The organism is Methylobacterium sp. J-026 (genome assembly GCF_022829585.1).
GTDB lineage: Bacteria > Pseudomonadota > Alphaproteobacteria > Rhizobiales > Beijerinckiaceae > Methylobacterium.
This window is the reverse complement of sequence record NZ_JAKSYC010000251.1, coordinates 1-13,251: the sequence shown is the minus strand read 5'-3', so window position 1 is coordinate 13,251 and position 13,251 is coordinate 1. Positions and strand designations below refer to the sequence as shown.

Below are 13,251 nucleotides of genomic sequence, written 5' to 3'. Positions count from 1 at the left end.
ACCCACGCCTGGTTCAACCGTTTCCGTCGATTGCCCATCCGCTATGAGCGACGCGCAGACATCTACGAGGCCTTCACGAGCCTCGCCGCCAGCCTCATCACCCTCAACCAGATCAGACGGTTCTGTTAGGCGCTCTAAGTTGACGCCCCCGAACAGAACCTTGCTTCCGCCTACACGCGCCTTGCGCCTGTGCCCTCTGCCAAGCCGCATTGAAGGTCAAAGTCGACTTTAGTCAACGCTTGTGTGACGGCGTGCTGATCTGCTTATATTTCGCCGGGTTCAGCCATAAGCCTGGGATCCTTCTTTACGAGTTCATAGAAGTGGCGAGCTGCGAATTTCCGACGTGACAAGGCTCGACGTTCATACCGCTCCAGACCTTCGAGCTGCAGGAGCAGTTCCAAAGGGATCTCGATGGGAGATCGATTATTAGGCTCCGCGCCCCACCCACGGACTGACGCCTCGCTCCGCAACAACGAAATCTTGAATGCTCTAACGCGCTGGAGTTGAACCTGCGCCTCCGCCACCGACCGAGCGGAATCCAGAATGACGGCATCGCTGACGTGCTCGCCCGCGATGAGGACAGTGAGACGCTCGACTTCCGCCTCCGCTGCGGGATTGAGATCGACCGCCGACAGACCGTGCTTCCGGGCGTTCTGTCCCGAGCGGGCCTTGCCCGCGGAAGTGCGTGGGCCGGTGCTCGCCTGAGCATTGCGGCGATTGGCGCGCGTCGCGCGCTCAGAGGTCATCGGGGCGTCACACGTAGGAGCCGCAGTTCACAGGGTCTCGGTATGCTCGACTTCGAGGATATCTGCGGTGGCGGTGCGCACCTGTTGGGCAAAGCTCGCTCGCTTGCGTTCGATCTCACGGAGCAACGTATCCCTGCGCTGATCCGCCGATGCCGCCATTCGGTCGATACGCTCAATGGACGGTAGGTTGAGCAGGAAACCATGCGCTGTAACGTCCGCCGCCGTCAAACCGCGCTCTTGCAAAAGTTGATCGACTTTTTCTTTCTCGATCGTGCTTCCGGTAATCCAGCCTGCTGCCAGTGCATCGGCGGAGGGTGCAAAAAAGCTTGACATTCCCAACGGTTCCGCATTGCGTAGCCCCGGTTTAATCAATTCTTGGCGGCTTTTAGCTGGGCATAAATCAGAACTTGTCTGCGCCAGAGGCGCAGCCGTTTAGCTTCCCAAATAAAATCAACGATGTCCTTAACCCAAAGAGCTTCGATAACATCAACGGGTTTCACTTGCTGAACGATGCTGCGCAGGAGAGCATCGTACTGCTCTTCGCTCTCGCCTGGCAAAAGAAGAGGGTTGTCAAACAGAAAATCAAGATGCGCAGGAACTGCCGGCCGAAGCTCGGCTTTCGCGGCAACGGTCGCGTTAGTGCCGTCATTTTTTTCAGGCGATACCCCATCTCGGTCCACCGTCGGCTCCTTCGTTCCTGCTTCGTTCACACTAGCGGAATTCTTGGGCTGAGGGCAATGCCGAACCGTTGGCGTGAAGGTGGCATCCACGGACGATGCTGTAGGTTTCGACGGTATGGTCACGCCCTCCATTATTATCAGCTCAGCATCAGCGCTGGGACGAGCAGGGCCCCCGCGCGGGACGACCGTGCCGTCAACCTTGCGTTTGAGCGCATCGGCGCGCGAGCCAGGCACCGGACGAGTACTTTTTGCAGCCCCGAGATGCCGAAGCTTCTGCCGCTTCGCCCGCGCAGTCCGAGCGTGGTCGTCCCGCGTCTTCTCTCGACCGCACGCTTCATGCGCTGGTCCCATATTGTCGATGTCATCGACTCCGCCGAGTTCGAGCGCCCGGACGTGCTCGACGATCCAGCGCTCGCGCACCCCGTCGATACGCCAGCCACAGACGACACAGGTGCCGCTCGTCCGCTCCCAGGCCTAGAGCCGCCGGCGGGCCGATAAGGGCCGGCGCGGCGTCGTGCCGACATCCTCAAGAGCGACGAAGGGCATCGTGGCGCTCACCTTCACGAGACGGCCGTCTGGCAAGCGCCTTGAGCGCCCGGTGAGAGAGATCCTCCCAGTCACAGAGAAGCTGCTCATAGCGCTCGATCAGCGCGCGGAGTTCGGCGTCGTCCTCGCGAGCGACGAGCTTCACCTGGAGACTCAATGACGCCACTGTCGGGCATGTGGGATCAGCCGCGCGCCTGTGGGAGCTCTTCCGTGGCATCGTATGCCTCTTCGCTCAGCCTGAATGGTGAGAGGTGTGCTTGGGACGATACGCCCCTGCTGAAGTGCGCCGCCGCTTCAGTGAGCCGCCGACACCATGCTGGCAGCCGCGCCTGGAAATCCTCGCGCTATAGGACTGAGCAGGGAGCGCACAAGAGCGCGCGATGACGACGGCGCACCATAATTTGCGGCACTCCCCTCGCCTTTCCTCTGCGGGAGCTGAAAGCTGACGTAGCGAGGAGTTTCTCGAGCACGCTCGCCAGGCGCATGCTCTCGCATCACCGCTGAGAGCTTGGCAGCCTTGGCGGCCTGCCACGCCGCCATGAGACTGATCGACATGCTGACGGACCAAGCGGCCCCGGTGCGGAGCTGATGGGCCTTCGCGGCCTCAATGGCCGCCGCCATGATCGCCGCACGGTCGAAGGCGCCGGTCAGGGTGACGAGGCGCGTGCACCGGATACGGGCGAGGCCCTGGATCAGGGAGCGAGCCGAGACGACGCCGGGGGCGAGGCGGTTTCGGTCGCTGCGGATATCGCGGAGGGCCGCGTTCCAAGAGATACGGCGCTGGAGGGGCACGGCTTTGAACCGATCGGTTTGATCTGATACTTATAGCTCACGCGACGCATCCGGTCAACACCTTTAGATCTAAATGAGCCAAAAAGATCATTCGGCGGTGACAGGCAGGCAAATCGCCGCCGCGCGCTCGCTTCTCGCCATGGGTCAAGCTGAACTCGCCGCATCAGCGTCGATTTCAGTGCCGACGCTCAAGCGCATGGAAGCAAGCGCAGGCCCAGCGGCCGGTATGGCAAACAATGTTCGAGCAGTAACCACCGCGCTAGAAGCGGCCGGCGTCGCGTTCATCCCGGCGAACGGCGGCGGACCAGGGGTGCGGCTTCGGGAAAACCGCGATCACTGAAGGGATGGACGGGCGCAGGGAGCCCAAGGGAAAAATCCCGCTCTCGACCAAGTCGAGGGCCGCTCTCAAGCCGCTTCGCACGGGACGCATCAATGACCTGCAGCGCCTGTCGCGCCCGCCTCTCCGGCCTCGCCGCCCCCTAGTTTTTGGCCCCGGCGTGGACAGGATGGTGCCGCCGCCTCAGGCCCCGGCAGAAACCAGACCGAGCCAGCACTCCGAGCTTTGCTCTGATCGGGATCAGGCGTTCCGCTTTGGCAACGAAGCCAGACTCGCGCGGTAGCGGTGACCGAACCGCGCGCGTCGTCTGCGGACGTGCTTCCACGCTCGCAAGTCATGCTGAACGGCGCGGAGGAGCACGACCGCCGGATCCTCGACGCAGTTACCCGCAGCCTTCAGGTAAACATCCGCCCCGCAGTCATCCGTACCCGGAGTGCGGACGAACCGGTATCCGACGCAGGGTACCCACGCGCGAGTCTATTCGGGGACGAGGGGCGCGGCGCATCACGGCTTCCGCCGCGGGTCGACTCGGGCCATCGCCTGGCGCCACCCTCCGAGCAGGTCGAGCGTGCCGGTCGCGCCCGGCGCGTCGACCGAGACCGTCGCGGTCCGGCCCGAGACCAGCCGGTTCATGTCGGGCTCCGCATCGAGCTTGATCCGCACGGGGATGCGCTGCGCGAGCCGCACCCACGCGAAGGTCGGGTTGACATTTGCGAGCAGGTTGGCTCCGGCGGACCGTTCCCGGTCCTCGATGCCCCCGGCGACGCTCTCGACGCGGCCGGTGATCAGCCGGTCCTCGCCCATCAGGCGGATGTTCGCCCGGTCCCCGACGTGGATGCGCGGCAGCTTCGTCTCCTCGAAGTACCCCTCGACCCGCAGCGTGTCGCTGTCGACCAGCGCCATCACGCCCCTGCCGGTGTTGACGTAATTGCCCGGGCGCAGCTCCATGTTGGTGATGCGCCCGTTCACCGAGGCTTTCACCGCCGAGCGTTCGAGGTTGAGCTTGGCCAGGTCGCGGTCGGCCACGGCCTGATCGTAGGCCGCCTTCGCCGCGAGGTCGGTCGCCCGCGCCAGCTCGACCTTCTGTTGCGAGACGGCGGCGTCGCTCAGCTTGATGTAGCGCTGATAGTCAGCCGCGGTCTGCTCGGCCGTGGCCTTCTTCCCCTCGACGATGGCGTCGGCTTGCCGCAGGGCCAGGGTGAAGCGCTCGGGGTCGATCTTGAACAGCACGTCGCCGCGCTTCACCACCTGGTTGTCCTCGACCAGCACCTGGGTGACGAGGCCGGAGACGTCTGGCGCGACCTCGACCACGTCCGCGCGCACGCGGCCGTCCCGGGTCCAGGGCGCCTCCATGTAGTAGTCCCACAGGGCGAGGCCGACGACGGCGGCGGCGGCCACCATCGCCAGGGTGACGGCGAGCCGGAGCGAGAGGGCGAGGAGCCGTGTCATGGGGGGAACCGAGCGTTCGGGAGAGGACGTGATGGATGGTTGGACGTTGATCTCACGCGGTCACGAGATCAGGGGCTGCCCGACCGCGACGACGCAGCCCAGCAGCACGACGTAGAGGGCGAGGTCGAACAGCGGCCGGTGCCAGACCAGGCGGTAGAACCCGGTCCAGGCCAGGGCCCGGCGGACGGCCAGGCTGATGACGAAGGCGAGCAGCATCCAGGCCGCGAGGCTCGGGACGAAGACGCCGTAGATGTCGAGTTCGCCGGTCATGCCGCCAGTGCCGTCTCGAGAGGGGCTGTGAGGCCCGATCGGTAAGGGGGGGCCTCCGGGAACAGCCCGCGGCGGATGCCGACGAGGGCCATGAGCGCCGCGCGATGGGCCGTCCGGTGCGGGTCGGTCGCGGCGCTGTCGAGCGCCGCATCGATGACCGCCAGGAGTTCCACAGGCGGCCGGACCGCGCGACCGTCGTAGTGTCGGGCCATGGCGGCGAGGAGGCGCTCGACCGCGGCCCTGGCCCCCGTGGAGAGCTGCCGGCGGTCGCGGCGCAGCTCGACCACGTTGATGCCGACGCGCACCTCGGCGAGAAGATCGGCCGTCCACTCCGCATCCTCCGGCGGCAGCGCCGCGAGGCGGGGGGCGAGCAGCCCGACCCGGTCGAGCATGATCGCCGCGAGCTCGAGCCCGCTCTGCGCGCCGTGGCGCTCGGCGGCCCGGGCGAGGCTGCGGCGATTGACGGCCCGGAGGCGCCGCGCCGACCAGCCGGCCCCGACGGAGCGGACGAGGCGTGTGACCAGCGTCGCGACCCACATCCCGACGATGATCGCCACCGCGGCGTTGGCGTAGGCGGCGAAGTCGCCGGTATAGCTGCTCTGGAGCGCGATCACCGCCGAGCCGTTGACCGCCGCGCCCATCGCCATCGGCGCGGTCCGCGGCTGGGTCATGCAGACCCCGCACAGGATGAGGGCCGGCGCCAGCGCCAGCGCCACCATCTCGAAATTCGTGGCCTGCGGCAGCACCCCGAACAGGTAGATGGCGGCGACCACGGCCCCGAGCACGGCCGAGTTGGCGAAGCCGAGGATGGAGGGGGCGGGATCGTCCTGGGCCGCGTAGAAGCAGCAGCCGACCGCCGCCATCATCGGCGCGCCGGCCCCGTCCGGCCACCCGGTCGCGATCCAGATGCCGGAGGTGAGCAGGACGACCACGAACACCCCGACGGCGGATCGGATGGCCATGCCGTGGTCGCGGTGGCGGATCGTGCGCGCGGCGGCGGTGTAGCGGAAGGCGAGCGCCTCCCGGACGGGCGTGCCGTCGACGATGTGCCGCTGCAGGAGCCGGGCGTCCTGGCGCAGGTCGATGAAGTCGCGCAGGCGCGCCACGAGGCTGGCGAGCACCAGATCCGTCCAGGACAGCCGGCCGTTCAACGCCGGGTCGACCACGTCCGCCGCAATCCGCAGCCGCGCCGCCTCGGCGGGGTCGGTGGTCCCGGAGGCGATCCATGCGGCCATCTCGGCGAGGAGCGCCCGGACGCGGGCCGGGACCGCCCGCTCCCGTTCAAGGGTCTCGATACGGTCGGCGATTGCGGAGACGATCGGCAGAAACATCAGCATGTGCTGGCGCAGCGTCGCCATGGCGTCGACCGAGCGCTCGGCGCCGGTCATGTCGTAGCGCAGCGGCGTCGCCAGGGCGTCGAACGCGATGGCGTCGGAGGCCAGCTGCAGCCTCTTGGCCTGGGTGTCCGTCGTCGGGCGTGCCTGGCCGAGCACGTCGGCGACCCAGCCGCGCGCGTCCCGCAGCCAGAACTCCAGCCGCGCGGTGATCAGGGGCGCCACGGACTGGGGCAGCACGATCGTGTTGACGAGGCTGGCGCAGAGGATGCCGAGCGTGATCTCCTCTGCGCGTGCCACCGCGGTGTCGAACATCGTCCCGGGCTCGCCCACGGTCGGGAAACCGATCAGGGCTGCCGTGTAGCCGGCGAGCATCATCAGATAGCTGCGCGGGGTGCGGTCGAGCAGCGAGACGTACAGGCACACCGACACCCAGAGGGCGATGGCGAGCGTCAGGAGTTCCGGCGCATCGACGAGGTTGGGCACCAGGATGATGCTCACGACGGCGCCCAACAGGGTGCCGAGCACCCGGTAGAGCGCCTTGGCTCGGGTCGCTCCCGCCAGCATCTGGCTGGTGATGTAAACGGTGCCCAGGGCCCAGTAGGGCCGCGGCAGGTCGATCCACATGGCGAGGTACAGCGCCAGCACCGCCGCCGCGCAGGTCTTGATCGAGAAGGCCCAGTCGCGCCAGCCGGGGAGCGTCATTCCGCTGCCTCCTCCCGTGCCCCGCCGTCCGGAAACGCGAGAACGTGCTTCTGAAAGGCCTGGAAGACCCTGAGGCCGGCTTCCAGGTCGGCGGTGTCGACGTCGGCGAAGACCCGCTCCCGCAGCCGCGTGAGTTCGGCCTCCATCTGGATCACGGTCCGCTTCCCGGTCGGCGTGAGGCTGAGGACCTTGGCGCGCCGGTCGGTCGGGTCCTCCTTTCGCACGACCAGCCCGGCCGCGCAGAGCTGATCCAGCAGCCGCACCAATGAAGCGCCCTCGATGCCCACCGCCTCCGCCAGCGCGGTCTGGCGGGGCTCGCCGTGGAGGCGGCCGATGAGGATCAGGGGGAGCGCGGTCGCGTCCGAGACGCCGTGCGCCTCGACGACGGCGTTGGCCGCGCGCCGCCATTGCCGTCCGGCCAGCAGCAGGGTGTGCGTATAGGCTTGGCGCAGCCGGTCCAGGCTTTGGGGCATGCGGTCGGGCCTCTCTCAGCCATGCGCGAAACGAAGGCGATCCGAATCATAGCGGACTCATAGATAGCGTCCTAACGTTTAGTCTGCAACCAGCGTTGCGTATACCGACGGATGGCTGCCCCGATGCGAGCCCCGCCGCTCGGCCGGGCTCCGGAAGGGCATGGCCCTCGGGGTCCTCCGCAGAAACCCACATTGTTGCCGCACTGTTGCTCGAGCTTGGCCATACGCGCCACAATCGACGGATGTGACGCGGGACGGAGCAGCCCCACCCCGGAGAGCCAATGCTGGTCGATCACGCGCGCCGCCTGCTCAACAAAGCCGCGCAATCCACGGACGGATGCGTCTCCGTCAAACGTCAGCTGGACCGCGCTTGGCCGGGTGATCACAGCCGGCTCCGTGGTCTTGAGAGCCGGGGCGATCTCGTCTGGCTCGGTGAGCAGGCCGCCCCTCATCTCGGCGGCACGTTCGCGACCTGGCAGATCACCCCAGCGGGGTTGCTGCAGCTCCGGGCCCTCGCGGCCGGAGGTTTGTGATGGCCTCGATCAAGATCCGCGTGACCGACGACGGCACCTTCGTAGTCTACCGCAACGGAACCGCCGTCGCGTCGGGGCTGACCCGCGACCAGGCCGAGCGTTGCGCGACGGTTCTCGGCTGGATCGCGCCGACGGCCTGACGGCCGTCGCGTCCCCGCCCCGCCACGGAGCGGCGTGAGCGCGTGGTCCCCGTGGCGGTGGATGTGGCCGCCCAGGATGGCATCACCGCGATCGCGCATGCCGCGCTCGCAGGGATCGCGGAGGCCTTGCTCGTGGATCAGGCCGAGCTGCTCGAGGGCGTGTCGGTCCGGTCTACGCGGCTGGCGTCACGGGTGCGGATCCGTCATCGCTCAAGGACGCGATCAGCAGCCAGAGCGCCCGGTGCTCCGGACCGCCACGATCGGCGGCGAGGAAGGCGGACAGGCCAATCTCGGTGACGTGGCCGCCCGAGGCGGCGTTGCCCCTGTGCCGGACGAAGCTGTACCCAGTCGCTGGATCGCACAGCAGGCGCCAGCGGTCGCCATTCGGGCTGACGTAGATCTCGCGTCCAGGTTCGGTCATCACGGCGCTCGCGCCTCTCATCACATAGGCAGAGTATACACCATGAGGTTCACGACCCTTCTACCGGTCTTGGCGGTGCTCGGCCTCACGGCGGCCGTTCATGCGCAGGGGCTGCAGCGCGGCGCCCGTGACGGGGCCGAGCGCGGCGAGGAGATGGCTGGTCCGCTTGGCGCCGTCGTCGGTGGCGCGATCGGGGCGGCCGTGGGTACGGCCAACGGGATCCTCGGCGTCGACCGTCGGGAGCGCTTCCGCATCTACGCGCTCGGCGAAAACCGCCCGTCCATCGCGCTCGCGGGCCCCGTGCGGGTCGGGACGGTGTTGCCCGAGGACGGGGTGGTCTATTACGACGTGCCACGCGAGTTCGCGCTTCCGGAGTACAGCTATACGATCGTCAACGGCCACCCGGTCCTCGTCGAGCCGGTGAGCCGGCGGATCGTGGAGGTGATCGAGTAGGAACCGATCCCGGCACGCCTGAGCCGTCGGCCCCCAACCGCCACCAGACCCGGTGCCGCGTGATCGCGTCAGGCCTGGGCTCGTCCCCGGCGATCCGATCGGCCTCGGGGCAATCCGGTAAATCGAGCCGCTCGGCGGCGGCGGCTGTAAAGTCACGGTTAGCTATCGCGGCGGATCGATCGGAACGGGGAGCTTGACCGTTTGTTCTGCCGAGATGGAACACTATCGATCCACCGTCGCGACCACGGCGATTGCTGCACTCGGGTTGCTCGTCGCTGCCCACGTCCTGCATCCGGGCAATTATGAACGGTCGGATCGCAGCGCGCGGATCGTCACTGTGGCCATGGCGGCGCCATCCACAGCGACCATCTGGACCGACGCGCCGCAGAGATTGCTCGGCAGCGAGCCCGCCGCGCTGATGGCAGACAGCGAAGCGCTGTTGGCGCGCCATCCTACGGTCGCGCCGCCACCCGGAGCGCGGACGTTGCCGAGACTGTCGGGCGCGCTGGTGCCGCCGGTCGCTCAGAAGGCTGCTGACGGTGATCCGATCGGGGACCTGATCCGCGACTTGGATATCGGTGATGCGAGCTGACGGTCGGGTGGGCCCGCTATGGAGCTGCGCTCTCAGGCGTAGGGCCCGCCGAACAGGTCGCTGGGTTCCTTCCGCCGGAACAGCGCGCGTCGGCGCCGGCTCTGAGACTCCGGCCGGTCGCGGATCATAGGCCATCGCGGGCAGAAAGCCGCGAGGTCGGTGGTGTTGGTCGTGTCGTGGTCTCGATGGCCGGCTGGCCGAGACGGGCGTCGAGCCATCCGTCGGCAGCGTCGGCGACGGTTGGGACCACGCGCTGGCGGAGACGATCGACGGCCCGTTCAAGGATCTCCTCGCGTGGCAGCCGCGCTGACGATGTCCCGCCGCCACATTGGCTGTGCGGCCAGAGCAACGGGCTGTTAACCCTATCGGCTCAAGCCTGATCCTCATGTCGCGCATCGATGTCGCGACGCCGCGCGGAACGGACATGCTGACGGCCAGCCAGCGAACATGCGAAGTGAAGGTGGATGGGGCGTGGCATCCCACCACGCTCACGCAAGCGCGCGGTCTCTACACGATGGCGCAGAAGCGCTGCCCTGCCTGCCATGGGCAAGTCGTCATCGCCGGGACCTACATCGGCAAGGGCAGTCTGAACCTGCAACATCGCCGAGCGCATGCCGGCTGCCCGCTAAGGCCCGAGACGTACACCGGAACGCCGTCGCCGCACCCGCAGGCGCTTGCCTGACGCTCGGACCCGCCCCGATCCGATCACGGGGGGGCACCCTCCGAGCTCGCCAGCGGTCGGGCCGATACGCAACGCGGCCCGCCGGCATCATGGCGCGGTCTCAGGTGAGGCCGTCGGTCGGTGACGTCAAAGGCGTATCGGTCGCGGTGAAAGCTCATAGACGGCTCGACACGCGCCTCGATCCGCCGCCTTCCGACCCCTCTCGTCGCCCCAGCTCCGGTAACGCTGCGACCGGCCACGCGCGACGTTGAACGCGATCCGATGAAAACCGCCGCCAAGCTCGGCATTTCCGTCTATCGCGACCTAGCGACCGCCTCGGAATTCTCGGCCGCCTGCCGCTGGCAGTGACACCGAATCCCGTCAGATCGGCCGCAACCCCGTGGCCGAACTGGTCTCTACCGCGGTCACGTTAAGACATCATTAACCATTTCGCCACGAAGCTCGGAGTGCCCGAACCCGGAGCAGACTGGCGCGACCATCCAGTCCATCCGGATATCGATCGAGCCCGGCTGAGCCCCGAAGCGCAATGGCTTCGACGGGGTCGGGCTCGAACTCATGGACTGGCATCCGGGATGGACCGGACAACATCTCGGATTCAGAACGCTGATACAATTGGTCTACGTCTTGCGGGGTCGATATCGCTCGAGCGCTGCGCGGCGCGCGGCGCATCGACGAAAACTCAATGTATCCAAAATGGTAAGCTGCATCCGTGGGCTCGGTTTGCGCGCTGACGGATGAGCATGGTGGCCGAGGCGATCAGTTTGGTGTAACTACTTAAGCCCTTTGCCGCGACCGGATATCGCCGATCCGATCGCAGGATCGGCCAAAGGGGACACACGCGATGGTGCCCCAGCACTCGATCGAAAAAGCGCTTCGGGTACAGAGTTCAGAGTCATCGTACTTCCTCGTATCGAGAATGTAGAGAGCGACGGCAAGTCGAGGCAAGAGCTTGAGAAGCTGTGCCGTCGGGGACTGATCTGCATCATCCCGCGCCGGATCGGTGTGAATCGATCGTTGGATCTGGAAGAGACCGATGAGCATTCAATCTGCGCTGCGCGTTGCTGATGTTTTAGATGGTATCGGCGTCAATACGCATATCGACTATACTGATGGTCAATACGCGAATATCGCCAAGGACTTGAGCGATCTTCAGTATATCGGCTTGACGAATCTGCGTGATGCCGCGCCGGATCCGAGCTTGGCCGGCCAGGCCAATCTTGCCGCGGCTGCACAGGCCGGGATGAAGTTCGACTTCATCGTGAACGGTGCGACCAATCCCGTGGATGCGGTTGCGCAGATCCATGCCTTCGTGGTCGCTCATCCGGGCTCGGTGACTGGAATCGAGGGGCCCAATGAGGTGAACAACTTCCCGGTCACGTATCATGGTCTCACCGGGATCGCGGCCGCTCAAGCCTATCAGCAGGATCTCTATGCGGCCGTGAACGCTGATCCGGTCCTCAAAGACATACCGGTACTCAGTTTTACCGATTTTCCGGCGCCTAAAACGGCGTCAGACTCGGACAACGTGCATCTCTATAACATGAGTGGTGGCCAGCCTCGTGGCGATATCACGGGTGCCGAGGCGGCTATCTCGGCGATCGACCCTGGTAAACCTGTGGCGATCACGGAGATCGGTTATCACACATCGATCGCGGCCGGCAGCGCCATCGGCTGGGAAGGCGTCGATGAGAACACGCAGGCAAAGCTGATCCTCAACACCGTCTTGGATGCCGTGCAGTCCGGATCGGCCTCGACTTACATATACCAGCTGCTCGATGCTTATTCAGATCCGACAAATTCGGACATCCAGGACCACTTCGGTCTCTTTAATCTGGACAACACACCGAAGCAGGCGGCTACGGCTCTTCATAACCTGACGACGATTCTGAGCGATCCCGGCTCGAACGCTGCAGGATTCAGTGCAGGGGGACTCGACTACTCGCTGAGCGGAATGCCGAGTTCGGCTTACAGTCTCCTGACGCAAAAATCCGATAGCTCCTATCAGATCGTGCTCTGGAACGAGCCTGACGTCTGGAACGAGCAGACACATCAACCCATCTCCGTCCCGTCGAGCGCGGTCACCGTGCAGTTGGGTCACGTCTTCTCATCGGTCCAGATCTTCGATCCGCTGGCGGGCTCGACGCCGGTGCAGACCCTGAACAACGTCTCGAGTGTCGCCCTCGCCCTCGCGGATCATCCGTTCATCATCCAGGTATCGGGACAGGCCGCTTCCAGCACGCCGAGCACCAGCGCCCCGATCAGCAGTACGCCGACCACCAGCGCGCCGAGCACGAGCGCGCCGAGCACCGGCGGCGCCGGGGTGGCGACCACGGTGGGTACGGGCCCGGATCAGCTGGTGCTGAAGATCAGCGAGGACGCCTACAAGGGCGACGCGCAGTACACGATCTCGGTGGATGGCCAGCAGGTCGGCGGCACCCTGACCGCGCACGCCGCCCACGTCGCCGGTTCGAGCGCGCTGGACGACACCGTGACCGTGCAGGGCAGCTTCGGCGCCGGGCCGCACACCGTCAGCGTCGCCTTCCTCAACGACGCCTATTACGGCCCCGGCAGCGACCGCAACCTGTACGTCGACGGGGCCAGCCACGACGGCACCGCCATCGCCAACAGCAGCCTGAGCCTGCTCAGCGCCGGACCCCAGCAGTTCACCGTCCCGGGCACCGGTGCGGATACGAGCGCGCTGAGCACGAGCACGAGCACGCCGACCACCAGTGCGCCGACCACCAGTGCGCCGAGCACCGGCACCGGCGGCGGGGTGGCGACCACGGTGGGCACGGGCCCGGATCAGCTGGTGCTGAAGATCAGCGAGGACGCCTACAAGGGCGACGCGCAGTACACGATCTCGGTGGACGGCCAGCAGGTCGGCGGCACCCTGACCGCGCACGCCGCCCACGTCGCCGGTTCGAGCGCGCTGGACGATACCGTGACCGTACAGGGCAACTTCGGCGCCGGGCCGCACACCGTCAGCGTCGCCTTCCTCAACGACGCCTATTACGGCCCCGGCAGCGACCGCAACCTGTACGTCGACGGGGCCAGCCACGACGGCACCGCCATCGCCAACAGCAGCCTGAGCCTGCTCA

Annotated in this window: 16 protein-coding genes and 2 pseudogenes; 10 read left to right on the top strand and 8 right to left on the bottom strand. The window is 66.5% G+C overall.

What is annotated here, in order from left to right; translation table 11 throughout:
• Positions 1 to 129 (top strand): annotated as a pseudogene (locus tag MKK69_RS21715) (IS5/IS1182 family transposase); the annotation flags it as partial.
• Between the two features lie 134 nt (positions 130 to 263).
• Here MKK69_RS21715 and MKK69_RS21710 read toward each other — a convergent pair.
• From MKK69_RS21710 to MKK69_RS21700, 3 genes and pseudogenes are all read right to left on the bottom strand, one after another.
• On the bottom strand, positions 264 to 746 hold the full coding sequence (locus tag MKK69_RS21710; RefSeq protein WP_243971332.1) for a hypothetical protein: 483 nt from the start codon (positions 744 to 746) through the stop codon (positions 264 to 266).
• A gap of 27 nt (positions 747 to 773) precedes the next feature.
• On the bottom strand, positions 774 to 1,079 hold the full coding sequence (locus MKK69_RS21705) for a hypothetical protein (protein WP_243971330.1): 306 nt from the start codon (positions 1,077 to 1,079) through the stop codon (positions 774 to 776).
• Between the two features lie 35 nt (positions 1,080 to 1,114).
• A pseudogene (locus tag MKK69_RS21700) lies at positions 1,115 to 1,864 on the bottom strand (HNH endonuclease signature motif containing protein); the annotation flags it as partial.
• Positions 1,865 to 1,973: 109 nt separating this feature from the next.
• On the opposite strand from MKK69_RS21700, the gene MKK69_RS21695 reads away from it, so the two are divergent.
• The 3 genes from MKK69_RS21695 to MKK69_RS21685 all read left to right on the top strand — a co-directional run bounded on the left by MKK69_RS21695 (position 1,974) and on the right by MKK69_RS21685 (position 3,104).
• On the top strand, positions 1,974 to 2,132 hold the full coding sequence (locus tag MKK69_RS21695; protein ID WP_243971326.1) for a hypothetical protein: 159 nt from the start codon (positions 1,974 to 1,976) through the stop codon (positions 2,130 to 2,132).
• Between the two features lie 428 nt (positions 2,133 to 2,560).
• Positions 2,561 to 2,791 (top strand): hypothetical protein, encoded by a 231-nt coding sequence (locus MKK69_RS21690; protein ID WP_243971324.1) that lies wholly within the window; start codon positions 2,561 to 2,563, stop codon positions 2,789 to 2,791.
• Positions 2,792 to 2,837: 46 nt separating this feature from the next.
• Positions 2,838 to 3,104 (top strand): transcriptional regulator, encoded by a 267-nt coding sequence (locus tag MKK69_RS21685; protein WP_243971322.1) that lies wholly within the window; start codon positions 2,838 to 2,840, stop codon positions 3,102 to 3,104.
• A gap of 501 nt (positions 3,105 to 3,605) precedes the next feature.
• Here MKK69_RS21685 and MKK69_RS21680 read toward each other — a convergent pair.
• From MKK69_RS21680 to MKK69_RS21665, 4 genes are read right to left on the bottom strand one after another with little or no spacing between them, the layout of a single operon-like run.
• The gene (locus MKK69_RS21680) at positions 3,606 to 4,550 is read right to left on the bottom strand and encodes an HlyD family secretion protein (protein ID WP_243971320.1); all 945 of its coding nucleotides are present in this window, start codon (positions 4,548 to 4,550) and stop codon (positions 3,606 to 3,608) included.
• Between the two features lie 60 nt (positions 4,551 to 4,610).
• Positions 4,611 to 4,820, bottom strand: a complete 210-nt coding sequence (locus MKK69_RS21675; RefSeq protein ID WP_243971318.1) for a DUF1656 domain-containing protein — start codon at positions 4,818 to 4,820, stop codon at positions 4,611 to 4,613.
• On the bottom strand, positions 4,817 to 6,859 hold the full coding sequence (locus MKK69_RS21670; protein WP_243971316.1) for an FUSC family protein: 2,043 nt from the start codon (positions 6,857 to 6,859) through the stop codon (positions 4,817 to 4,819). The genes MKK69_RS21675 and MKK69_RS21670 overlap by 4 nt, the downstream gene beginning before the upstream one ends.
• Positions 6,856 to 7,332: a MarR family winged helix-turn-helix transcriptional regulator gene (locus MKK69_RS21665; RefSeq protein ID WP_243971314.1), complete on the bottom strand. Its 477-nt coding sequence runs from the start codon at positions 7,330 to 7,332 to the stop codon at positions 6,856 to 6,858. The genes MKK69_RS21670 and MKK69_RS21665 overlap by 4 nt, the downstream gene beginning before the upstream one ends.
• Before the next feature lie 281 nt (positions 7,333 to 7,613).
• On the opposite strand from MKK69_RS21665, the gene MKK69_RS21660 reads away from it, so the two are divergent.
• Together MKK69_RS21660 and MKK69_RS21655 are read left to right on the top strand one after the other, a co-directional pair.
• Positions 7,614 to 7,865, top strand: a complete 252-nt coding sequence (locus MKK69_RS21660; protein WP_313900877.1) for a hypothetical protein — start codon at positions 7,614 to 7,616, stop codon at positions 7,863 to 7,865.
• Entirely contained in the window at positions 7,865 to 8,005 is a 141-nt protein-coding gene (locus tag MKK69_RS21655) for a hypothetical protein (protein WP_243971311.1), read from the top strand. The genes MKK69_RS21660 and MKK69_RS21655 overlap by 1 nt, the downstream gene beginning before the upstream one ends.
• Before the next feature lie 172 nt (positions 8,006 to 8,177).
• Here the strand turns inward: MKK69_RS21655 and MKK69_RS21650 are convergent, their stop codons facing one another.
• The gene (locus MKK69_RS21650) at positions 8,178 to 8,426 is read right to left on the bottom strand and encodes a hypothetical protein (RefSeq protein ID WP_243971309.1); all 249 of its coding nucleotides are present in this window, start codon (positions 8,424 to 8,426) and stop codon (positions 8,178 to 8,180) included.
• Positions 8,427 to 8,468: 42 nt separating this feature from the next.
• Between MKK69_RS21650 and MKK69_RS21645 the strand changes: the two genes are divergently transcribed.
• The 4 genes from MKK69_RS21645 to MKK69_RS21630 all read left to right on the top strand — a co-directional run.
• The gene (locus MKK69_RS21645; protein WP_243971308.1) at positions 8,469 to 8,879 is read left to right on the top strand and encodes a DUF1236 domain-containing protein; all 411 of its coding nucleotides are present in this window, start codon (positions 8,469 to 8,471) and stop codon (positions 8,877 to 8,879) included.
• Positions 8,880 to 9,093: 214 nt separating this feature from the next.
• The gene (locus tag MKK69_RS21640) at positions 9,094 to 9,471 is read left to right on the top strand and encodes a hypothetical protein (protein WP_243971306.1); all 378 of its coding nucleotides are present in this window, start codon (positions 9,094 to 9,096) and stop codon (positions 9,469 to 9,471) included.
• 385 nt (positions 9,472 to 9,856) lie between these two features.
• Positions 9,857 to 10,153: a hypothetical protein gene (locus tag MKK69_RS21635; RefSeq protein WP_243971304.1), complete on the top strand. Its 297-nt coding sequence runs from the start codon at positions 9,857 to 9,859 to the stop codon at positions 10,151 to 10,153.
• A 1,033-nt stretch (positions 10,154 to 11,186) separates the two neighbouring features.
• The coding region (locus tag MKK69_RS21630; protein ID WP_243971302.1) for a carbohydrate-binding domain-containing protein at positions 11,187 to 13,251 on the top strand (2,065 nt) is incomplete at its 3' end.

Coding starts and splice junctions, on each gene's coding strand:
- MKK69_RS21685 (WP_243971322.1), top strand. CDS start 2,838: ATGAGCCAAAAAGATCATTCGGCGGTGACAGGCAGGCAAATCGCCGCC.
- MKK69_RS21645 (WP_243971308.1), top strand. CDS start 8,469: ATGAGGTTCACGACCCTTCTACCGGTCTTGGCGGTGCTCGGCCTCACG.
- MKK69_RS21655 (WP_243971311.1), top strand. CDS start 7,865: ATGGCCTCGATCAAGATCCGCGTGACCGACGACGGCACCTTCGTAGTC.
- MKK69_RS21705 (WP_243971330.1), bottom strand. CDS start 1,079: ATGTCAAGCTTTTTTGCACCCTCCGCCGATGCACTGGCAGCAGGCTGG.
- MKK69_RS21660 (WP_313900877.1), top strand. CDS start 7,614: ATGCTGGTCGATCACGCGCGCCGCCTGCTCAACAAAGCCGCGCAATCC.
- MKK69_RS21640 (WP_243971306.1), top strand. CDS start 9,094: ATGGAACACTATCGATCCACCGTCGCGACCACGGCGATTGCTGCACTC.
- MKK69_RS21635 (WP_243971304.1), top strand. CDS start 9,857: ATGTCGCGCATCGATGTCGCGACGCCGCGCGGAACGGACATGCTGACG.
- MKK69_RS21670 (WP_243971316.1), bottom strand. CDS start 6,859: ATGACGCTCCCCGGCTGGCGCGACTGGGCCTTCTCGATCAAGACCTGC.
- MKK69_RS21690 (WP_243971324.1), top strand. CDS start 2,561: ATGGGCCTTCGCGGCCTCAATGGCCGCCGCCATGATCGCCGCACGGTC.
- MKK69_RS21650 (WP_243971309.1), bottom strand. CDS start 8,426: ATGACCGAACCTGGACGCGAGATCTACGTCAGCCCGAATGGCGACCGC.
- MKK69_RS21710 (WP_243971332.1), bottom strand. CDS start 746: ATGACCTCTGAGCGCGCGACGCGCGCCAATCGCCGCAATGCTCAGGCG.
- MKK69_RS21665 (WP_243971314.1), bottom strand. CDS start 7,332: ATGCCCCAAAGCCTGGACCGGCTGCGCCAAGCCTATACGCACACCCTG.
- MKK69_RS21675 (WP_243971318.1), bottom strand. CDS start 4,820: ATGACCGGCGAACTCGACATCTACGGCGTCTTCGTCCCGAGCCTCGCG.
- MKK69_RS21680 (WP_243971320.1), bottom strand. CDS start 4,550: ATGACACGGCTCCTCGCCCTCTCGCTCCGGCTCGCCGTCACCCTGGCG.